This is a genomic window from Catonella morbi ATCC 51271, from assembly GCF_000160035.2.
Classification (GTDB): Bacteria; Bacillota; Clostridia; order Lachnospirales; family Lachnospiraceae; genus Catonella; species Catonella morbi.
The window spans coordinates 139,085-161,097 of record NZ_KI535367.1 but is presented as its reverse complement, the minus strand read 5'-3'; the positions used below and the strand labels follow the sequence as shown (position 1 = coordinate 161,097).

The following is a 22,013-nucleotide window of genomic DNA, read 5'->3' as shown; positions in this document are numbered from 1 at the left end:
GGGTTGCATAAGAAAACTTCCAGCTTCTGTTTTCTCTCTCTGTATGACTCCCTTTCCCTGTGTCTAAATATAGACTGCACCGTCAAAGTCTTTAGTTTTTAAGCTTAGATACAATGATATCTGTTTATTGACTTAAAGTCAAGTCCCTTACATCTGGATTATCCTATAGCTGTTTCTTCCAATCTTCTTTTCCTCATAAAGAGCTTCATCCGCCCTTTTAAGGAAATCAGATAAAGTCTTTCCTTTAGAAAATATATCAAAGCATACTCCCTGAGTTACCGTAACAACATCTGAAGCCTTTGAAAATTTATGTTCCATACCTTTTGACTGAACAGCTTTTTTCAAATTTTTTACAAATCCTTCTACTTCACTTAAAAGAAGTCCCGGATAGATAATTACAAACTCGTCTCCCCCGTATCTGGCAGCATATATCTTAGGGCACTCCTGAACCAGCTTCTGAAGTTCTCCCGCAATCATCTTAATACACTCATCTCCGTTTTGATGACCATAGTTATCATTATACTGCTTAAAATAATCTATATCCAATATTTCAACTCCGAGTGTTTTTTGATTCGCATATAAATATTTTTCAAGTTCTTCCGAATACTGGTCATAAGACATTCTGTTAGGCAATCCCGTAAGTGCATCAATTTCAGATTTTTTCTGAAGCACAAGATTCTCTCTGAGGTATCCTACCAGATTGTTTACACTTTCACCCACAAGATTAAGCTCACCTATAGAATTTACCTCCAACCTTTCATCCGGAATAACGCCTACTTCAAGCTTCCGCAGGTAGAATACTATATTGTTTATAGTCTTTATAAATTGTGAAATAATAATAAATACAATTATTATAACAACAGAAATAATAAACAGGGTAAAAAAGGCTATCTTTAAAACTGCCTTACTGATTTCCTTATTTAACTCCTCAATACTTCTTCCGACAACAATAGCGCCGACTGCTTCTCCTCCTTCATTTTTAAGCACCCTGTAAAGACAGAACAGCGTATCTTCCGCAACATTAGCCTCACCTGAATATACTCCATACTTATCAAGTGCATCTGACACATTCTTAGCCATGAAAGAACCTAAGATAGATTTCCCTCCGGGTCCCAAAGTACTTCCCGCAGCCCTTCGGTAATGTCCGATCGCATAGGAAAGATCCTGTCCCTGTGCAGCCTTATACTCCGGATCATCGTCACTTACCTTTACAAATATATAGGCAAGGGTGCCCGTCTTTTCAAAATGTTCAAAAAAAGGTCCGAGATTGGCTCTTTCCTTAGTTCCGTCTCCAATCATGGTTTCACCGAAATATATGGTATTATCCTTAATATTCCACTTTGCCTCTTTGTTATTGTGTGATACCAGGTCTTTAGCATAGTTAATATCAGCCTCTAACCTGCTTCTTATAAGCCTTTCTTCAAGACCGGTTATAGTTCCCGAGACCACAAAGCCTACAAAAAACGCAACGATAATCGCAATTACAACACCGGATAATATAAGCTTTGAGCTGATTGTATCAAAACCCCATTTACGTCCGGCCTTTTCCTTAATTTTTTCATATGCTTGCATTATTATCTCCATAAACACAAAGTTATTTTAAAAGTATCACACCATATTCTTTAACTCATAGAGTCTGAGAGCAAGCTCCAACTTAAATCTGCTGTTTGCGGTATCAACCTGTAATTCCATAATCTCTTCAGTTTTCTTAAGCCTGTATTTTGCAGTATTGTAATGGATATAATTATTCTCTGAAGCTCTGGTCAGACTCCAATTTGCATTTATAAGTTCTTTTAAGAAAACATAATATTCTGTTTCATTTTCCTTATCATACTCAATAAGCTTTCTTATCGGGCGCATAAGCTCACCTGCCAGAATATCTTTATTAACCGCACTGTTTAACAGGGAAAAAAGCTCCAAATCCTTATACTCATGAATCATCCCGAGCCCAAGCATGCTTCTTCCTATCTTAACCGCTTCTCTTGCTTCCGTATAAGATATCGGCGCATCAAAAATATTATTAACTACTCTTCCTATACCCACTGTATAAGTAAAGCCAAAATCATCTAAGGACTCCTGCATCATTTTCTTAAATAATCTGTCTTTATTGTGCAGATAATTATTGTCAAATTCAAATAAGAATATAATACTGTCACTGTTCTGATAGTTATAGAAGGTCATTCCGGCATCTAAAAAATTGTTCTTTAACGCTCTGAACATTTTTTCTTTGACAACTTCTATTTTCCTGCTTGATTCTTTTAAATCAACCGTTTTTTTCTTGTACTCATCCAAATCAAAGATAATAACCACAAGATTATCTTTAATTTCCCATCCGTTAAGCTTACTTCTTATATTAAGTTCTTCACGTGACTTTATATTTCCTGTACAGATATCGAGGATAAGCTCCTGCTTCAGATCTTTTTCCACCCTCTCCACAGAGAACTTTTCCCTGTTTATCAGAGTAAATACATCTGCCACATAGCCCAAAACCTTTTTTTGAAAATCCGTTATATTTTCCTTGGATATATTTACAAGAATTTTTCCTAATAATTCGTTACTGAGACCTATTTCATATTCAAAACAATCGGAATCAGTTAGATTCTCTTCCGACCCCATTACTATTCTGTTATTTTGGACATAATTATAGAAAATAAAATCACAGTTTAAAATTTCGTGCAAATACTCCATCACCTGATCTATACTGTTTCCTTCAATAGCCAATCTTATAATTTTTTTAAGACTCTCCAGCTCTTTCATCATATCTTCGTTCATAAACCATCTCCACCTTCAGCCCATATATTAATATTTTATCACGATACCTTAATAGGAGTTTCGTGAATAATTTAACCTATATTATAAGCTTTTTATTAATAAATTGAAATACCCTTAAAATAGTCTGACATTTTGCAAATGTTAGACAACCTTATTATAATTCTACCAATCTTCATCATTTATGGCAAGTCATTCCGCAAACATCTATGTTTTTAAATTTATACAAATGATTCAATTAAATTGTGCACAATTTTAGTTATTTTACATGTAGTATTATTTTTTATAAACTGCTATCATTTACTTATCACAAATTGTTGCTTATCAGCTTTTACGGCAAGGAGGTAAAAAATATGAGCGTTTATGATTTTAGCGTAAAGAATGTAGAGGGCAGCACAACCTCTCTTTCAGAATACAAAGGCAAGGTTCTTCTTATAGTTAATATAGCTACAGGCTGCGGTCTCACACCTCAGCTGGAGGATCTTGAAAAATTATATCAGAAGTATAACAAAGACGGATTTGAAATAATAGGCTTCCCTTGCGGACAGTTCCTTGATCAGAATCCCGAGGACGGAAAAGAGACCGTTAAGTTCTGCATGGTAAACTACGGTGTTACCTTTGAGAATTTTGAAAAGCTTGAGGTAAACGGACCGAATGCATATCCTCTTTTCAAATACCTTAAAGAGCAGAAGCCTGAGGAAGTAACCAATGAGGCTACAGCAGGTTTACTTGAAAAGCTTGCAAGTCTCGGACAGGTTTTCCCGGGCAGTGAAATTAACTGGAATTTCACAAAATTCTTAATTGATAGAGAAGGAAATGTGGTTGAGAGATTTTCTCCGACTATTACAAGCGAAGATATGGATGCTTACGTTAAAAAGCTTCTGTAATTTTGATTATAACTAAGTTTTCTTTTTATTCACTCCTATAAATATAAATAAGTATATGGCTCTCATCCTAATTATCCCGGTATGAGAGCCATATATTTTACTGTCTGTTCACAAAATTATTAAAATAATCAGAATAATTATAATAATTTTATAAAAACCTGTTGACAATATAGTAAATTTATCTGTATAATCTCCTTTGCAGCTTTGCCGGCAGTAAATTAAAACTACTGCTGAAATATTATTAAAAAGGAGAACTATTATGAACACCCGTAACAAATGGCTCTTAAGAGCGCAGAGCCTATTCCTGGCACTAACCCTTCTATCCTCCGCATTTATCTTTGATGCAGATAAAGTCAGTGCGCAGGAAATATCAAACACACCAAATTCCGCACAGATACTCAACTCCATTCCTGTAGTTGTGCCTGAAAAGAAAGTTCAGGTTGTCTATGCGATAAAGTGTATCAATGAAGTTGACGGTAAAAATGTAAGATATGTAGTTAGAAAACTTGCATTTTCCGGAGAAGTTGTAACTGAAAAGGCTCCAAAGCTTAAAGGTTATGAATTAGTGTCAGAAAACGTACAGACTCTTACCCTTAAGGCAAAGGGAAATGAACCTATCGTATTCAAATACAGGAAGATAGATATGGAAGCCCTTAACAATCTTAAGGCACTTACCAAAGCGAATATTGACAGTCTGAAAAAAGCACCTCTTTATGAGAAAAATGATTATAAGGCTCAGATTGATAAAGCTTTTACAGAAAAAGAAGTGAACAGCCTCTTTGAAGAAATCAAAAAGATTGATGAGGATACAAAAGTTCAGGCTAAGTATAAAATCAGATATGTTGATACAAACGATGTTGAAATTGCATCTTCTGTCACAAAGCTTGGTTTTGTAGGCGATAAAGTCAGCGAAACAGCTATTGATATCGACAAGTATATCAAACCTGAAGAAGCTGCAAAAGAGCTCACCTTAGATGTTGAGAACAATGAAATTGTATTTAGATATGAAAAAACTGATGAGGCTAAGACTTTAAAAGAATTCATTAGTGAAAAAGCTGTTCCAAACAAAAAGCTCACCTATACTAATGTCGATTTCGCCAACAGACCGGAAGCACTTAAAGAGTTCATTATCAAAAACGTATACAGACATAATCTTGCTATTGAGTTCTTTGCTACAGAAAGCGATGTAGATAAGATTTACAACGAGTTCTGGAATAAGACAACCGATGCCGGTCTTTTAAGACTTGCAAGATATTGGACAGGAAGAGAAGACGTAAGAAAGGAAGAAACCTCTACTCCGGGCGTATACAGATATGTAATGGGAATCACTTATCATCTCAGTTCTGATCAGATGGCTAAATCAGAAGATAAGGTTGATGAGATTATTGCAAAATATGACCTTACAAATAAAACTGACCTTGAGAAGGCAAAAATCATCTATGATTATTTAGTTAAATATCCTACACCTAATTCAGGACAGAAACAGTGGGGATATAATGTATATAACTACTCATCTGTTCTCCTCGGAAATGCGGGAGTCTGTGAAGGATATGCTATGGCTTACAACCGTATTGCCGAAAGAGCCGGACTTGAATCCAAATTTGTTCCGGGAATTTTATTAATGTATATAAGTCCTTCAACAAAAAAGGCTTATATCCAAAAAGTATTAGGCGAAATGGATACAGAGGTATTTGACAGAAGAATGAATCATGCCTGGAACCAGGTAAAGATTGACGGAAAATGGTATTACCTTGATTCTTACCATGGAAGTTATTTCTATCACACTCCTGACCAGAATTCATCTATGTATGTTTATTACAACTTCCTCAAGTCTGAAAAAACTCTGTGGACTGACCGTGAAGACAGACTCTGGAACAATAAGTATACAGAAGAAGCACCTGAAGATTATGAAGGCAGCTTCAAGCTTGATGACAGTATCTAAACCAAAATTATTTGATTAAAAACTAATTTTAACACAAGAGGGGCTGTCGCAATAAGTAAAAGTACAATAGGATACAGTAAATTTGTCATCAAAATATCACTGTTTTTTATGTATCTCATTCTTAATGCGACAGCCTCTTTAATTTAGTAAAACACCGGAAATCAGATATTGGGAAAATTCTAAATTATCTTAAATATAAATCAGTTTTTCATAATTTCGTCAACCGATAACTGGCAAGCCCTTCTAAAGCCTTCTCTCTCAAGTGTGGTTACTCCTTTAATTGTACTCCCTCCCGGTGAGCATACCTTGTCCTTGAGTACAGCAGGATGTTCACCCGACATAAGCTGCAACCTCGCAGAACCCATTACTGTAGCAGATACAAGCTTATAGGCTATTTCTCTTGAAATTCCATATTTTACCGCCGCATCTGCATAGGCTTCTATAAACAGATTGACAAAGGCAGGTCCGCAGCCTGATATAGTACCTCCTATACCCATAAGTTTTGCGGGAAGTTCCGTAACAAGTCCCACACTTTCAAAAAGCCTCATCATATCAGTTCTTTCGCCTGCAAACAGGGAATTTTCCTCTTCAAATAGAAGCACTCCTTCACCGGCTGCAACAGAGATGTTTGGCATTACAAACTGAAATCTGGCACCATTTATCTGTTCTGACTGCCATTTTTTTAAATTCCAGCCCAACACAACAGATATTACAGCCTTCCCTTTCAATAAGTCCCTAATCTCATCAAGAACTGTATCCATCTGATATGGCTTGCAGGCTAAAATTATAATATCCGAGCCTTCTACAAGTTCCGTCAAAGTAGCTACAGGTGTAAAACCTATTTTATCCGCATTCTCTTTAAGTTTGATTTGGTTTGGTGCAAATGCTTTTAAGCTGTGAACCTTTACTTTGGCATATTTTGTAAAGCCTGATGCAAGTGCCTGAGCCATGTTGCCCATCCCTATAAAGCCTATTTTCATACCGTCTGCTCCTTAGATTTATTTATAATAATCCCAAATTATTCATGCCTCGGTCACAAGATATTCAATGAATAATTTAGAATAAATTTTCAAGCTTGGTTCTGATAGCCTTTATAAATTCTTCTGTATCAGCCACTTCTACATTCTTAAATGTTGTAATATCTGCCAAGTCCTTAGTCATTGTACCGCTTTCCACCGTATCAATCACTGCCTTTTCAAGCATATCCGCAAAATTTACAAGTTCGTTAATTCCGTCCAATTCCCCTCTTTTTCTGAGTGCTCCGCTCCAGGCAAAGATTGTAGCTATGGAGTTTGTAGAGGTGGTTTCTCCTTTGAGGTATTTATAATAATGTCTCTGAACAGTTCCATGTGCGGCTTCATACTCCCAAACACCTTTCGGAGAGACAAGAACCGAAGTCATCATGGAAAGCGAGCCAAAGGCTGTAGCGAGCATATCACTCATTACATCTCCGTCATAGTTTTTACAAGCCCAGAGGAAGCCTCCCTCACTTCTTACTACCCTTGCTACCGCATCATCTATAAGGGTGTAAAAATAGGTAATTCCTTTGTTCTTAAACTTTTCCTTATAATCCTTTTCATATATTTCTTCAAATATGTCCTTAAATGTATGGTCATACTTCTTGGAAATGGTATCCTTTGAGGAAAACCAAAGGTCAACCTTAAGCTCTAATGCATATTCAAAGCAGGCTCTCGCAAAGCTCTCTATGGAAGAATTTAAGTTGTGTATACCTTGAATTACACCCGCTCCCTTAAATTCGTGTATCAGTTCTCTGGTTTCTGTCCCGTTCTCTGCCGTAAACACAAGTTCAGCCTTGCCGGGTACGTTTACCTTAATCTCAGCATTTTTATATACATCTCCGTAAGCATGGCGGGCAATGGTGATAGGCTCTTTCCATGTGCGTACATAAGGCTCTATTCCTTTTACAAGGATAGGAGTTCTGAATACAGTTCCGTCCAGCATAGCCCTGATAGTTCCGTTTGGGCTCTTCCACATTTCCTTCAGTTCGTATTCTTTTACTCTGGCTGCATTGGGGGTAATAGTTGCACACTTTACCGCAACCCCGTATTTAAGCGTGGCCTGTGCAGACTCAGCTGTCACCTTATCATTTGTTTCGTTACGGTATTTAAGCCCCAAATCATAGTATTCTGATTTTAGATTAATAAACGGATGGATGAGTTCATCTTTTATCATCTTCCAGATTACCCTTGTCATCTCATCTCCATCCATCTCAACCAACGGAGTTTTCATCTCTATCTTCGCCATATTCTACCTCCCTGCTTTACTTGTCAGATTATTCACAATCACAAATTCATTTTAAGATTATCATAACAGTCCGCTAATAGCAAGATTATACAGTAATTATTAAGTTTACTTTACATCACAATTAGAAAAGAGTACATTGACTGCCGCCCTATACTCCGCGGCATTCTTAGCCTTCCTGATATCTTTGATATAATCTTCGCAGTCTCTAAAGCTTTCTTTTATATAATACCAGAGTTCTTTCATTTTAAGAACTGCAGCAGGACTTCCGTTAAATTCCGTAAAATACGTATAAAACAGTTCATCTAAATAATTTTTAAGTCTTACCTTCCTGTCTTCACTCTCTTTTTCTAAAACACCCTCTATTAAAAACGGATGCCTGAGCAATCCCCTGCCTATCATTATACGACTTATATCAGGAAATTCCTCATTTAAATTCTTTATATCGGCTACTGTATTAAGCTCTCCGTTAAAGCAAAGTCTGTCTGCAGCCCCAATTTTTAGATATTCATCAACCGCAAGTGCAAAGCTTTCTTTGTGAACCTCTCCCTTATAAAATTCTGTTCTGCTTCTTGGATGTATGATTAACTTTTCAACCGGAAACTTCTTATATAACGAAAGAATATTTTCAAATTCTTCCGCCTTTTCATAGCCTATTCTCGTTTTTACGGATATCTTAAGCCCGGTATTAGCGGACTTAGAGTAGATAAGCGTCAAAAGCTTCTCAAGACTGTCGAGGTCTTTTAAAGCTCCCGAGCCTCTCCCCTTATTAACCACAGTCCCTGACGGGCAGCCAAGATTCAGGTTTACTTCTTTATAACCAAGCCTCATAAGCTTCTCTGCCGCAAGGTTGAAGGCTTCTGCCGAATTTGAAAGTATTTGCGGAATTATAGTTATTCCTTCATTATTTTCCGGAGCCAGTTCCTTTATATCTTTCTTGTCCAGCCCTCTTTTTTCCTTTGGAGTAATAAACGGAGTATAGTAGTCATTCACTCCTTTGAAGTACTTATTAAAAGTTTTTCTGAATATCCTTCCCGTTATTCCTTCCATAGGCGCAAAACTTATAGTACAATCTTTCATATAGCGTATTTACTTCCTTCCGGCCTGCTTTCTATATACATCTTTCAAAAATATCAGCTTTACATCATACATACTTAGTAGTATAATGAGACAGTACAAGTGTAAAGCAGATGTAGTTCATCGGTAGAATGCGACCTTCCCAAGGTTGAGAGGCGGGTTCGATTCCCGTCATCTGCTTTTTTATATGCTTACCTTTCTTAAAAGAACAGTCCTGTTCTTTTATTTTTTTGTATTTCCCCCTTATTTAGACAACAAACTAAGACTATCTTCCATAACAGAAAACAGCCTTAGTTTATTTATTTTACCATATATTAAGTCTCATTAATATTTAATCGGTCTTATTTAATTTTAGCGAGGGATTCCAATACTCTATCCTGCTGGAAAGGCTTAACAATAAAGTCCTTGGCTCCGCTCTGAATAGACTCAATAACCATCGCCTGCTGTCCCATTGCAGAACACATAACTACATTTGCAGCGGCATCAAATTCTTTAATCTTCTTGAGGCACTGTAAGCCGTCACATTCAGGCATTGTGATATCAAGAGTAACAATGTCAGGCTTCAACTCTTTGTACTTTTCAAATCCGTCGTTTCCGTTAACACCCTCACCTACAACTTCATATCCGTTCTTAGACAGGATGTCCTTAAGCATCATTCTCATGAAAGCTGCATCATCCACTACCAATACTCTTTTAGCCATTATTATACTTCCTTTCACACATTTTTAAAAAAATCTGAATTCAGAAGATTATCTTCACAACCCATATCTATTTTACTAGGAATTGCAGACTTTATCAACTATATTTTAAATATTATTCAGAATCCAGCCAAAGCCTTTAGCCATCCGTATAGGAACCTCTTTAAAGTGGTTACCTTCGTTCCATTCTAATATACGTTTCAGACCTTCTTGCTTTGAATATTCATTATACTGCATTTTTATAGAATTTTCAACCTCAGCCATTCTTTTATTTTTAGTTTTTGCCTCTTTATCGCCCAGACTCAGGTAAACTATATCGGCATTAAATTTTCTGTCAGCTATATACTCTGTCCACCCGTCAAACCACACCGAAGGTGAAGCTGCAGCTATCCCGGCAAAACCTTCTGTTTCATAGCCTGCCCATAGCGCAAACAAGCCTGCAAGAGAATAACCTCCCAGTATTAAAGGAACCTCCTTATGCAAACCGCAGATTTCTCTCAGCTTAAGAAAACTGTCTTTCAAAAAGTTAAGATTTTTCACGGCTTCTCCTCCAAAACCTTCTTTTCCGAATACCGGTTCTGCTTTCCACGGAGACAGCTCATTGTTCCAATCCTGTGTCCTTATTCCGATAAAGGCAAAATCCTTTTCTGTGTCAGCCATAATATGGCTTACCTCTTCTTCAAGCCCTGCCTCGTCATTTTCATCTATAAACTGCACCAAAATATATTTCGGATAGTTTCTGCAATATCTTAATATGTTTTTACCGTTTAATTCTGATTTTTCAAACATATTTCCTCCTATTACTGGTATTTTTGTTATTATATCATTATAATATGATACAAGTGTAAAAGATATGACTGAGTAGCCATTTTTTTTCGCAAAAATTAGCTGATTACAAATATTTTTGCAATGATTGCGCGAAGCAAAGCTGTAGCAAACCGGTATCAAGTGCTGTCAGATACTTCTTACACCCGCTTATAATGTTATTCATATCAATCTATTAATTATCTGAAAGGAATACTTATGTCAACTGTTAAACTTTACGATAACCTGCCTTATGAAACAGAATTTACGGCTAAAATTATAAAAATTTCCTCTATTGTCCGAGAGAATAATCTATATGAGTTAGTGCTTGACCAAACTCTTTTCTTCCCTGAAGCAGGTGGTCAGTCCTGTGACAAAGGAAGTATAAAAACAGGGGATTCTACTACAACAGTAGAAAGAGTCATCATAGATAACGAGGATGTTATAACCCATATTATACGTTCTGAACTTCCTCTTCAACCCGACAGCCTTATAGGTATTGAAATTGCCGGCATGATTGATTGGACTCATCGGTTTTCAAATATGCAGCAACATAGTGCCGAGCATATTTTTTCAGGTATAGTTCACAGAAAATACGGGTTTGAAAATGTAGGTTTCCATCTCTCTGACAATAATGTAACTATGGATTACAGCGGATATCTGACACCTGAGCAGGTGGCTGAAATCGAATTTGAGACGAACAGGGTCATAGCCCAAAATATCAGCATAACCTGTTATTATCCTAATGAAAATGAGCTTAAGGATATTGATTACAGATGTAAGTCAGAATTAAGCGGTGATATAAGAATTGTGGAAATTAAAGGTGTTGATATCTGTGCCTGCTGCTGCCCTCATGTAAAGCAAACCGGAGAGATCGGCTTAATGAAGGTAATATCTTCCGTACGCTATAAGGGCGGGACAAGGCTTTCCATCCTATGCGGCTTCAGGGCTTTGGAATATTTTAACAGCATTTATGCACAGATGGGAGAACTTAAATCCCTGCTTTCTGCAGAACAGGGCGAGATAGTAAATACTGTTACCTTATTAAAGAATGAGAGGGATGAGCTTAAAAATAAGCTTAGAGAGGTTAACAGAAATCTCCTTATTTCTGAAATTGATAATTTGCCTGATGGCTCTCCCTCACTTATTTTTGCTGATGAAATCAATCCTAAGAGCCAGAGGGAAGCCCTTAACTATCTCATAAGCAAAAGGGATAACTACTGCGGCATATTATCAGGAAATGACAAAAAAGGCTATTCCTACCTTATCGGCAGCAATAACCTTGATTCTGTTTTAGTTCAAGCTAAATTAAAAGAAGGCTTAAACGCTAAGGGCGGCGGTAAAAAAGAAATGATACAGGGCTTTGCGCAAGCCTCAAGAAATGAGATAGAAGCCCTGCTCAATGCCTTTCCTTTTAACTAGGAAGCTTGTACTGGTAGGCTATCCTTTCACCCTCTCTTAACTTAACCAGACCACATCTTACAAAACCTTGCCTTGTAACTGCATTTTGCATGGTAAGGTTTTTTTCATGGGTATCTATTCTGATATTTGAAAGTCCTACTTCCTTCATTTTCTTTAGGCTAAACTCAAATATCTGTGAAAATACCCCTTTTACTCTCCCATTGCCCGCAACCCTGTGCAAAGTAAGGTAAGGCTCATTATTAAGCCATTTACCCTCATATATGGTTTTATAGGCTTCTTCCTCTCCCATTAGTACAAAGGCAAAGTTTACTTCCTCGTCTGTGTAAAGCACTCCTGATTTTATATCCTCAATTATAAGTTCATCATTCGGATAACTTGTACCCCATTGATCCGGGTTGCCATTTTCTCTCATATACCGTCTTGCCGCCTCATATAATTCATTTAACTTAGGCAGGTCTTTTAATTCTGCTTTTCTTATCATTTTTACTCCATCAAATTAGTAGTCGAATGTAAACCGATAGCAAGTGTAGACAGATTATGCACCAAAGCAGAAGTTGTCGGCTGAATAACTCCGAATACTCCAAGTCCTATAAGTCCTCCGTTTATGCCCACTATCTTCCTATAATTGCCGTTTATTCTCTTCATAAGCAGATTGGAAAGCGTTTTTAATTTTACAAGCTCATTCAGATTGTCCGCAACTATGGTTATATCAGCTATTTCCCTTGCTATTTCCGCTCCTCCGCTTATGGCTATGCCACAGTCCGAAGCTGAAAGCGCAGGAGAATCATTGATACCGTCACCAACCATAATTACCTTTCTGCCCTTAGCCTTTTCTTCCTCTATAAATCTCGCCTTATCCTCAGGAAGTACACCTGCATAGTACTTATCCACTCCTATCTGTGCCGCAACTACCTTTGCAGTTCTTTCATTATCGCCCGTCATCATCACAATATTTTTTATCCCAAGAAGCTTTAACTGTTTGATAACTTCTGCCGCTTCTTCCCTGACCGGATCGGATATACAGATTACCGCAGAAAGTTCGCCCTCTATAGCCATGTAGAGGTGAGAACTGTCCTCCGGTATATTTTCAAATTTTTCTTCAAATCCCTTAGGTATGACTACACCTTCATCTTCAAATACAAAATGATGGCTGCCTATTATTACTTTTTTACCTGATATACTGCTACTTATTCCATGGGCAACTATATAGTTTACCTTGGAATGCATTTCATCATGCTTAAGCCCCTTCTTTCTGGCTGCTTCAACTACTGCATTTGCCATAGAATGCGGAAAATGCTCTTCAAGGCAGGCTGCAATTCTTAAAAGCTCATCTTCACTTCTCTCTTCAAAAGAAATTACGGAAGTTACTACAGGCTCAGCCTTGGTAAGAGTGCCTGTCTTATCAAAGACTATGGTCTCTGCTTCTGCAACCGCCTCCAGATATTTACCGCCTTTGACCGTAATTCCGTTTTCAGATGCCTCTCTTATGGCAGAAAGTACCGATACCGGCATAGCCAGCTTAAGCGCACAGGAAAAATCCACCATAAGTACAGCCAAAGCCTTGGTTACATTACGTGTTAACAGATATACAAGCCCTGTTCCGATAAGGGTATAAGGCACAAGCCTGTCTGCAAGCTTCAAAGCCTTGCTTTCCGCACCTGATTTTAACTTTTCGGTCTCTTCTATCATTTTAACTATTTTTTCAAACTTGGAGTTACCTCCTGTTTTTCTTACTCTGAAGGTAATTTCTCCCTCTTCAAGTACGGTTCCCGCAAATACCACACTTCCGATTTCTTTTCTGACAGGTTCACTTTCTCCTGTCATAGAAGCCTGATTAATCATTGCTTCGCCCTCTGTAACTATACCGTCAAACGGTACGACGCCGCTAAGATGTACTACTACCTCATCATCTTCTTTTATTTCAGAATAGTCTGCCAAAATTTCCGTGCCGTCTTTTCGCATCCACACCTTACTTATATTAAGTGAGAGTATGCCTGCAAGGTCTGCCGTTGTCTTCTTCTCCGTCCATTCCTCCAAGAGCTCGCCTATACTGAGCAGAAACATAACTGAACCTGCAGTATTAAAATCTCTTCTAAGCACCGACACCCCGACAGCCACTCCGTCAAGCAGTGCAACCTCTATATTGCCGCTAAGCAGACTCTTTATACCTGCCTTAACATACTTAAATGCTTTAAAAACCGTAAGTCCTACTCTGACCGGAACGGGAGCAAACACAATGGTAAGAGCTCTTGCAGCCAACGATATGGCAAGTTTATCCTGATATTTTGCATTGAGTGCCCTGCTTGAATTGATTAAATACTCTTCGGGAGCTTTAAACCTTTCATAATCAAAGCGCTGGAGGGCATCTACGATATCCCACTTATCTCCGGTAAACTTAATTGTAACTGTACAGGTTCTGTCTGTAACCCTTGCAAAGGTTACCCCCTTTATATGTCTGACATAATAAAATAAGGTATCCGCCTGCTCAAAGCTCATCCTTCTCTGTAAAACCTGTACCCTTATTCTGTTAGGGGATTCAGATAATATTTTAAATTTCATAGCTTTACCTCAAATCTACAATAAAAAATCCCCCAGAGAGCCTAAACTAACTTATAACTCCCTGAGGGCCTTACATGATTACTCTTCTTTGTTTTTCACTTCTTTATATGTTGCAGAAGTATCTTCAAATATAGCCTCTTCCGCTGCCTTTCTGTCCTCATTGATATCCTTTGCATCTTCATAGATATCTTCACAATTTTCCCTCAAAGTTTCAGTACGCTGTAAAGTATAATCCTTAACTCTGAGTGCAGCTGCTGTCAGATGAGTATAGCATTTTTTAGCATCCTTGCTGAACAATGCCTTTAGTCCGATAGTTCCGAAAGCTACTCCGCCTACAAACAACCCAATTTTTTTCCAACCGATTTTATCCCACATCTCAGGACCTCCTTTTTTGATAAGATTGCTAAGATGTCAAACTGCCATATCAGACCCCAATTATTCACACCATCGGTCACAGATGTTTCGTGAATAATTCGGCTTAAATTTCAACAATCTAAGTCTTTGGCTTTGAGTAATACCTGTTTCACATCAACTGTATCATGATTATATCAATAGGTTTTTTGAATTTCAATTATTTTTTCTTGTTTTTGAGAAAATTTTGCAATAAAAATGCTCTTATAAATATTGACTTTCATTATTGTGAGATAGCGAATTCCATTATCAAAATAAGTCCATCCCTCGGAGAGATTTTTATTTAATATGAAATTTCTTCGAAATTTCATATTAAATAAAAATAAGGACAGCTACTACTGTCCTTATAAAAAAGAGAGGAGTGGTTGGTTAACAGGGAGTTACCAACCTGCAAATGAAAAAAGTAAATCTATACAAATTGGGGAATCTAGCAAATTCATTTTCAGCTTCGGAACTTATTTGCTGTTCCTTAACTGATGACTAGATTATATCCTACAAATATGAAGTCAGTTTGTAATTATTTTTAACAAATTATGAACATTTTAATATCTGTGTTAAAAGATTTCTAAACCATTCCAATAAAGATTCCATAGGCATAAAGTCCCATATATATCAGCAAAGAAACCAGATTAACCCCTACCGCTATTTTAGGTATGGTTTCCGCAATATATTCATCATTCATGGTTTTAATCGAAATTATAAAACAGGTCAATGAAACCACAAAACCTACGGCACCGAAGGCACCGACTTTAATATCAGCCTGTCCCCTATGCATTGTAGAAATAACTACCAGAACTGCGAACATAATAAGACAGATTATCCCCAGTATCAGACAAATAATTCCGTCTGTAGATATAATTTTAGACGAGAAACTGGGTCCCCCTTTATCTCTGTGTCCTGCTTTAACTTTTGCTCTCCATCTTCTTTTCTTAAATATTTTTTTTGGCATCTCTTCATCCTTTATATGTAGGCACTATTTTTCTTATTGCTTCTCTTATTTTTTCACCTGAAGGTTCTGTAAAAGCAAATTCTATTATCTCTTCAAGTTCAGTCTTGAATTTTTCCTCATCCATTTCTATTGCTCTTCCGATATGAATGAGTTTATTTTCGGTATCTCTGAGCCCTTCTTCCTCCATAAGAAGCTCCTCATAAAGCTTCTCTCCCGGTCTCAGCCCCGAAAATTCTATCTTTATATCTTTATCAGGCACGAAACCTGAAAGTCTGATTATATTCTTTGCAAGTTCCAATATCTTTACAGGCTCGCCCATTTCCAGTATAAATATTTCTCCGCCTTTAGCATAGGCTCCTGCCTGAAGCACCAGAGAAACCGCTTCCGGAATAGTCATAAAGTACCTGATAATGTCCGGATGGGTTACCGTAACAGGTCCGCCTTCCGATATCTGCTTCTTAAACAGAGGTATTACACTACCATTACTTCCGAGTACATTTCCAAATCTGACAGCAACAAACTCAGTCTTTGAATGATGTCCGAAGGTCTGGATTATCATTTCACAGATTCTCTTGCTTGCCCCCATTACATTGGTCGGATTAACCGCCTTATCTGTAGAAATAAGTACAAAACGTTCTACTCCGTATTTATCTGCAGTTTTTACCGTATTATAGGTACCGAGTACATTGTTTTTAATTGCCTCGTTAGGGCTGTTTTCCATAAGAGGAACATGTTTATGGGCTGCAGCATGGTAAACCAGATTGGGCTTGTACTCCGAAAAAATAGAATCAAGTCTGTCTAAATTACGCACAGATGCTATAAGTACTACCAGATTTAACTCAGGATAATTGTGTCTTAGCTCTATTTCTATATCATAAGCATTATTTTCATAAATATCCACTATGATAAGCTGCTTCGGCTTATGCCTTGCTATCTGCCTGCAAAGCTCACTGCCTATAGAACCACCTCCGCCGGTTACCAGAACTGTCTTACCGCTCACATAGTCCATAATAAGGTCAAGCTCTGCTTCAACAGGATCTCTTCCAAGCAAATCCTCCACACTTACATCACGAAGTAAGGTGGCTGAAATATGCCCTTCCATTATTTCAGTTACGCTGGGGGTAATCTTTAACTTACAGCCTGTATCGGTACAGATACTTATTAAATCACTCAATTCCTTTCTGGTTGCCGAAGGAATTGCAATAATAATTTCATTAATTTTATATTTTTCTGCATTGTATACAATAGCAGTCCTGTCACCCACTACCTTGATTCCGCTTATATAGCTTCCTATCTTATTTTTATCATCATCTATAATACAGCAAAGCTCCTTCATTACACTGGCACTTGAAATAATATCCCTTATAACCATATGTCCGGTCTCTCCGGCGCCTATCAGCATAACCTTCGAAACCTGTACATTAGAAGGATTTACACGGCTGGTTATCTGCATTCTTACCATACGGTAAAGAAAACGAATGCCTGCCGTAAGAATAAGAAGGATGAAGAAATATAATATATGATAAGTTCTCGGAAGAAAATACCCTGCTTTATTTCCGCTTTTTATGGTTACTATGATTACCTCTGCAGCCGTAGTTTCTATAGCGGCAAGAATAATTCTCTGCATTTCAACTACGCCGGCATAAGCCCATAAGCTTGTGTAAAGATGATTTACAGTAAAAATTATAACTGTAATAACCATGTTTATAAGAAGCATACTCTGCATATTTTCCATAAAATATGCAGGTATTTTACTGAAACTCAAATCAAATCTTAAAAGCAAAGCAAGGACTCCCGCAACCCATACGACCAAAAGGTCGTACAGGATGATAAGAGCCCTCTTTATTAACTGCTGGTGTTTTGTATAAAAGCTAACTATTTTTTCCGACATTGGTTTCATTTTCCACATTTTCCTTTTTAGCTATATAAGCGTTGATTCCATAGCCAACTCCTAAAAATACCCAGTAAAGAGGTGCGAGAGCCACACAGGAATCATTGAAAATACCTGCAACCAGATATCCTATTATACCCAGAGAGATTGCTGCACCAAAGGTTTCGATTTCTCCCGTCAACTCTCTCTTCCACAACAGTCTGAATGTCTGAATCACATAAAAAACTGCAATCCCCAAGAAACAAAGCAGAGCCAAACCGCCACTCTGTACACCTATTTGTAAATATAAATTATGCGGCTTGGTTATTATCATACCTCCAAATCCGGCATTAAGTCTTCCTATGTAGTCATTCTGCGGAAAAGCTACAGTAAAGCTATCTGCTCCTGTTCCAAGCAACAGGTGTTTAAAAAATACCGGAAAAGTTCTTGACCATATATAACCGCGACCTGAAGCAAATGCATCATGATCTTTAATAATTGCTGTAGGTGCATTATAAATATCATCTGATTTCCCCGGTCCGGTATAAATCTTATATCCGTTATCAGTTGCCATAAAAGCAAATGAGCCCTTTGGTGTATTGCAGTTTATAACATATCCTTCCCCATCACCGTCGGGATGCATATATTGAAAACTGAGTCCGTTTAGCTTTTCATCTTTCAATGTAACCTCGGAACCGTCTTCACTTGCCGTATACTCAATAGGAGTATTATCTTCTCTTGAGAAGTTAATAGAAGCCTGCTCTCCTTTTGCGGTATAACTTACATTGAATTTTACCCCATTATAAGTTATTTCTGCATGATCTTTTTTAAGCTCAACTTTCTCAAGAAGAGAATCATTCTTCTGAACAGCAATTGCATTGCTTACATAAGATATAAGGCTTGTGCCGATAGACCTGAAATAAATAGTGGTTGATACTATAATTATCAGCGCAAAGCCCACCATTATAGGCCAGCCCTTCTTAAGCTTCTTTCTAAAAATTATAATTGCAAATACTGCCGATATAGCAAAAGCTCCAAGGAAGCTCTTCGAGCCCGAACCCATTGCACTAAGGAAGTTTATCACTGTTATTACTCCCCAAAAAACTTTTTTCCACAGTTTTTTAGAAAATAAAGATAACACAAAAAATATAGGAAACATCAGAGCCGCATAAGAACCAACATAGTTAGGATTGTACAGTGTAAGATATACCTGATGGTTACCTGAACCCGAAAAGGTAAAGCTCAGGGTATCTCTGATTGAGTCAGCATTATCGAAACTGCTTGGAATTATAATATAACGTCCAAGTTTGGTTCCCCAAAAATCAGCGCCTACAAGCTGACTTAAGCCTATAACAGACTGTATTACGGCTAATACACCAAGTGCCGCTCTTACAAATTTTATTCCGTAACTATCCTTTGCAACCATAAAAGCATAGATTAGAACCACACAATAAGCAAGTATTACCCATAGAGTTTCATGCTGTTCAAACATTCCGTTAAATCCGTAACTTCTATATTCGGATATTAAAGTCGAAACAGTGGTGAGACCTGCATACCCGAATACCAAATACATCCATACCGGCGGTTTTACAGCCTTAGCTTCCAAAAACATATTAAACGCCAGAATAAGAATCATGACTACGGCCACAGCCACCAAAACCTGACCTTTTACTTTAAGAAACACATCCAGAGTCTCATCTCCGAAGCCAAACCATGGAAACCTGCTAAGATTAACATTATGCACTGTCGCCCTTACAATGAGAGGAATAAAAGCTATAACAATCCCCAGAACATACAGACTTATTTTGACACTTATACTTACTTCCTCTTTCTTTTTTTTGTAACCATATCTGTAATCCACTTTTTACCTCCAAGCTTTATATTTATTGTTTTACTCTTGATTTTCAATATGTTTTACAGCAATCCCGTTCACTTCAACACCCTCACCCACAGGGATGACTATAGAAAGTACACCGTCAACCATCTTGTGGCTTATAAGAGATGCACTTTCGGGTTTAACCTTTATTTCTATATCGGGAGCTTTAATCTTTAGCTGCTTAACAACCGGCAAATTATCAGCTATTATAGTTCCCTTTTCTCCTGCAACCTCTTTGAAAGTTTTTTCAAAATTCTCAAGTTTTTCATCTTCAACTCCGCTTCTTCCGAGTAACTCTTTCATTTCATACGGAGTAAGCTCTACCGGCTCAGGTATCTCTTTATTTTGCTCAATAACTTCAGCTATATTCTCCTGTACTCTTTGGACTATTTCAAGGCTGACTTCATCACCGAGAGTTTCCGTAATCAGGCTGTTAAAAGTCTCCGTCTGCGTCTCGGGCGAAAGAGGTGAAGTTGTCCCGAAAACCGTTTCCACAAATTCAGGAAAAAGTTCTTCCGCTTTTTTAGTATAGTACAACATACTATGGATATCAGGACCTCTGTCATTGAAAGCCGGAAAAAGAAAAGCTTTTTCTGGTGCTTCCACAACCCAGTCTCTGACTCTTTCTCTTATACGGTTAGCATCCGAATCATATCCCAAAGCTGCCTTTGAGAGCTTAACCGGACAGATTGCACAGAGTATATACTCATACACAATCTCTGAAGCATCCTCCAAAACCGCTCCGTCCTTACCCTTACCCGGCACATCATAATTACCATGTATGGCAACTATATAGTATTTATCACTGCTTGGGTAATTGGCTATTATTAAATCAAAAAACTTCTCCAAAATTTCCTCTTCTTTAAGTCCGCTGTCCCGCAGATTGAGAAGAAATTTCTGCTGTCCTTCACCAAACTCGGCATCTAAAGGAAACTCCATATTTATAAGATTCTTACCCAGAGTTCCTCCCAGGCACTTGTGAAAAATACTCAGATGATACTGTAACTCTTCCTCCGAAAGGCTGCTGAGTGCCTCATTTATCACAAAAGTCTTCTCTTTTTCAATACTTACATAGCAGGCAGCAAGACTGTCTATGCGGCAGCTGTCCTTAGCAAAAAGTTTCCGTATCTCCGATATTTCTTTTTTATTCATATTATCACCTTTTATTTAGGTTGTGAACCGATTATTATTTATCACGATTTCTTATTATAACAAATATTAAAACATAAATAAAGAGCCTGTGAAATGCATTTTTCCTGTTTAAGGAAAGAAATACACATTCATGGCTCTTTATCCTGTAATCCAAATTATTCACGAAACATCTTGTGAAATATCATAACAAGCTACAGATATCCAATTACATAATTTTATAGATGCCCGGTAATATCAAATTCATTAAAATAAAATTCTACTTATGCTTCATCAAAAAGGGCTGTAGAGAGATATCTGTCACCTGTATCAGGTAAAATCGCAACTATTACTTTCCCTTTATTTTCAGGCCTTTCTGCCAGTTTTTTGGCTGCAATAACTGCGGCTCCCGAAGATATTCCCACAAGGACTCCCTCAGTCCTTGCTATTTCTCTTCCGGTTTCAAGCGCTTCCTCATTTTCTATTTGAATAATCTCATCATAAATTTCAGTATTAAGCGCCTTTGGAATAAAACCGGCACCTATACCCTGAATCTTATGAGGACCCGGAGCTCCGCCAGAAAGTACAGCCGATCCTACAGGTTCTACCGCTACCACCTTTACATTAGGATTCTTTGATTTAAGATATTCACCTGCTCCTGAAACAGTTCCTCCCGTACCGACTCCGGCTACCAGTATGTCTACCTTTCCTTCTGTATCTTCCCAGATTTCAGGCCCCGTAGTTTTTCTGTGTATCTCCGGATTTGCAGGATTCTCAAACTGTCCCGGAATGAAGCTGTTTTCTGTTTCCTTAGCAAGTTCTTCAGCCTTTGCTATGGCTCCCTTCATTCCCTTTGTTCCATCCGTAAGCACAAGCTCTGCTCCATAAGCCTTAAGCAGATTTCTGCGCTCTACACTCATAGTGTCAGGCATGGTAATGATTATCCTGTATCCTTTAGATGCAGCTACCGAAGCAAGTCCTATACCTGTATTGCCGCTGGTCGGTTCAATTATAACCGAACCCGGCTTAAGCTCCCCTCTTTTCTCTGCTGTTTCTATCATACTGAGTGCAATCCTGTCCTTTACTGAGCCTGCAGGATTGAAATACTCTAATTTTGCAAGAATAGTCGCATTAATCTTATGTTTCTCCTCATAATTGGTAAGTTCTAAAAGAGGTGTCTTTCCTATTATTTCTGTTATCTTCTTATAAATAGCCATAATTTTCTCCTTCCTTGGCATAAATTGATACATTTTTTAATTCCTATTTAACCTAGTTGTTTTATAGGTTTAATTATGCTAAATATAATACTCCTCCCAAATCCAAAAGTCAATGATATTTTTAGTTTTTTGTAATTTTTGT

Annotated in this window: 18 protein-coding genes and 1 tRNA gene; 4 read left to right on the top strand and 15 right to left on the bottom strand. The window is 37.6% G+C overall.

What is annotated here, in order from left to right:
• Positions 1-147: 147 nt before the first annotated feature.
• Both GCWU000282_RS04370 and GCWU000282_RS04365 read right to left on the bottom strand, forming a co-directional pair.
• Complete coding sequence (locus GCWU000282_RS04370) at positions 148-1,572, bottom strand: diguanylate cyclase (RefSeq protein WP_035039532.1); 1,425 nt, start codon at positions 1,570-1,572, stop codon at positions 148-150.
• A gap of 36 nt (positions 1,573-1,608) precedes the next feature.
• Positions 1,609-2,772: a PucR family transcriptional regulator gene (locus GCWU000282_RS04365; RefSeq protein ID WP_023353807.1), complete on the bottom strand. Its 1,164-nt coding sequence runs from the start codon at positions 2,770-2,772 to the stop codon at positions 1,609-1,611.
• Positions 2,773-3,122: 350 nt separating this feature from the next.
• Here GCWU000282_RS04365 and GCWU000282_RS04360 point away from each other — a divergent pair, with 350 nt between their 5' ends.
• Both GCWU000282_RS04360 and GCWU000282_RS04355 read left to right on the top strand, forming a co-directional pair.
• Complete coding sequence (locus tag GCWU000282_RS04360; protein ID WP_023353806.1) at positions 3,123-3,656, top strand: glutathione peroxidase; 534 nt, start codon at positions 3,123-3,125, stop codon at positions 3,654-3,656.
• Positions 3,657-3,915: 259 nt separating this feature from the next.
• Positions 3,916-5,598: a transglutaminase domain-containing protein gene (locus GCWU000282_RS04355; protein WP_023353804.1), complete on the top strand. Its 1,683-nt coding sequence runs from the start codon at positions 3,916-3,918 to the stop codon at positions 5,596-5,598.
• A 200-nt stretch (positions 5,599-5,798) separates the two neighbouring features.
• Here GCWU000282_RS04355 and proC read toward each other — a convergent pair whose 3' ends face one another.
• From proC to GCWU000282_RS04340, 3 genes are all read right to left on the bottom strand, one after another.
• Entirely contained in the window at positions 5,799-6,578 is a 780-nt protein-coding gene (gene proC / locus GCWU000282_RS04350; RefSeq protein WP_023353802.1) for a pyrroline-5-carboxylate reductase, read from the bottom strand.
• A gap of 76 nt (positions 6,579-6,654) precedes the next feature.
• Positions 6,655-7,863 carry an NADP-dependent isocitrate dehydrogenase gene (locus GCWU000282_RS04345; RefSeq protein WP_023353801.1) on the bottom strand — a complete coding sequence of 403 codons (1,209 nt, stop codon included), beginning with the start codon at positions 7,861-7,863 and terminating at the stop codon, positions 6,655-6,657.
• Positions 7,864-7,968: 105 nt separating this feature from the next.
• Positions 7,969-8,940 carry a tRNA-dihydrouridine synthase family protein gene (locus GCWU000282_RS04340; protein ID WP_023353800.1) on the bottom strand — a complete coding sequence of 324 codons (972 nt, stop codon included), beginning with the start codon at positions 8,938-8,940 and terminating at the stop codon, positions 7,969-7,971.
• 106 nt (positions 8,941-9,046) lie between these two features.
• Between GCWU000282_RS04340 and GCWU000282_RS04335 the strand changes: the two genes are divergently transcribed.
• Positions 9,047-9,117 (top strand) — tRNA-Gly (locus GCWU000282_RS04335).
• 161 nt (positions 9,118-9,278) lie between these two features.
• Here the strand turns inward: GCWU000282_RS04335 and GCWU000282_RS04330 are convergent.
• Together GCWU000282_RS04330 and GCWU000282_RS04325 are read right to left on the bottom strand one after the other, a co-directional pair.
• Positions 9,279-9,638: a response regulator gene (locus tag GCWU000282_RS04330; RefSeq protein ID WP_023353798.1), complete on the bottom strand. Its 360-nt coding sequence runs from the start codon at positions 9,636-9,638 to the stop codon at positions 9,279-9,281.
• A gap of 105 nt (positions 9,639-9,743) precedes the next feature.
• On the bottom strand, positions 9,744-10,424 hold the full coding sequence (locus GCWU000282_RS04325; protein ID WP_023353797.1) for a hypothetical protein: 681 nt from the start codon (positions 10,422-10,424) through the stop codon (positions 9,744-9,746).
• Positions 10,425-10,658: 234 nt separating this feature from the next.
• Between GCWU000282_RS04325 and GCWU000282_RS04320 the strand changes: the two genes are divergently transcribed.
• Complete coding sequence (locus GCWU000282_RS04320) at positions 10,659-11,861, top strand: alanyl-tRNA editing protein (RefSeq protein WP_023353796.1); 1,203 nt, start codon at positions 10,659-10,661, stop codon at positions 11,859-11,861.
• Here GCWU000282_RS04320 and GCWU000282_RS04315 read toward each other — a convergent pair.
• The 8 genes from GCWU000282_RS04315 to cysK all read right to left on the bottom strand — a co-directional run bounded on the left by GCWU000282_RS04315 (position 11,854) and on the right by cysK (position 21,871).
• The gene (locus GCWU000282_RS04315) at positions 11,854-12,342 is read right to left on the bottom strand and encodes a GNAT family acetyltransferase (RefSeq protein ID WP_023353795.1); all 489 of its coding nucleotides are present in this window, start codon (positions 12,340-12,342) and stop codon (positions 11,854-11,856) included. The two genes, GCWU000282_RS04320 and GCWU000282_RS04315, sit on opposite strands and share 8 nt — an antisense overlap.
• 2 nt (positions 12,343-12,344) lie before the next feature.
• Positions 12,345-14,420 (bottom strand): heavy metal translocating P-type ATPase, encoded by a 2,076-nt coding sequence (locus GCWU000282_RS04310; RefSeq protein ID WP_023353794.1) that lies wholly within the window; start codon positions 14,418-14,420, stop codon positions 12,345-12,347.
• A 78-nt stretch (positions 14,421-14,498) separates the two neighbouring features.
• Complete coding sequence (locus GCWU000282_RS04305) at positions 14,499-14,795, bottom strand: DUF6110 family protein (protein WP_023353793.1); 297 nt, start codon at positions 14,793-14,795, stop codon at positions 14,499-14,501.
• A gap of 601 nt (positions 14,796-15,396) precedes the next feature.
• Positions 15,397-15,780: a hypothetical protein gene (locus GCWU000282_RS04300; RefSeq protein ID WP_023353791.1), complete on the bottom strand. Its 384-nt coding sequence runs from the start codon at positions 15,778-15,780 to the stop codon at positions 15,397-15,399.
• A gap of 4 nt (positions 15,781-15,784) precedes the next feature.
• Entirely contained in the window at positions 15,785-17,680 is a 1,896-nt protein-coding gene (locus GCWU000282_RS04295) for a polysaccharide biosynthesis protein (RefSeq protein WP_330365810.1), read from the bottom strand.
• Positions 17,652-19,511 (bottom strand): O-antigen ligase family protein, encoded by a 1,860-nt coding sequence (locus GCWU000282_RS04290; protein ID WP_023353789.1) that lies wholly within the window; start codon positions 19,509-19,511, stop codon positions 17,652-17,654. Before GCWU000282_RS04290 ends, GCWU000282_RS04295 begins: the two co-directional genes overlap by 29 nt.
• A 30-nt stretch (positions 19,512-19,541) precedes the next feature.
• The gene (locus GCWU000282_RS04285; RefSeq protein ID WP_023353788.1) at positions 19,542-20,678 is read right to left on the bottom strand and encodes a DUF4317 domain-containing protein; all 1,137 of its coding nucleotides are present in this window, start codon (positions 20,676-20,678) and stop codon (positions 19,542-19,544) included.
• A gap of 260 nt (positions 20,679-20,938) precedes the next feature.
• Positions 20,939-21,871, bottom strand: a complete 933-nt coding sequence (gene cysK / locus GCWU000282_RS04280) for a cysteine synthase A (RefSeq protein WP_035039528.1) — start codon at positions 21,869-21,871, stop codon at positions 20,939-20,941.
• Positions 21,872-22,013: the final 142 nt, after the last annotated feature.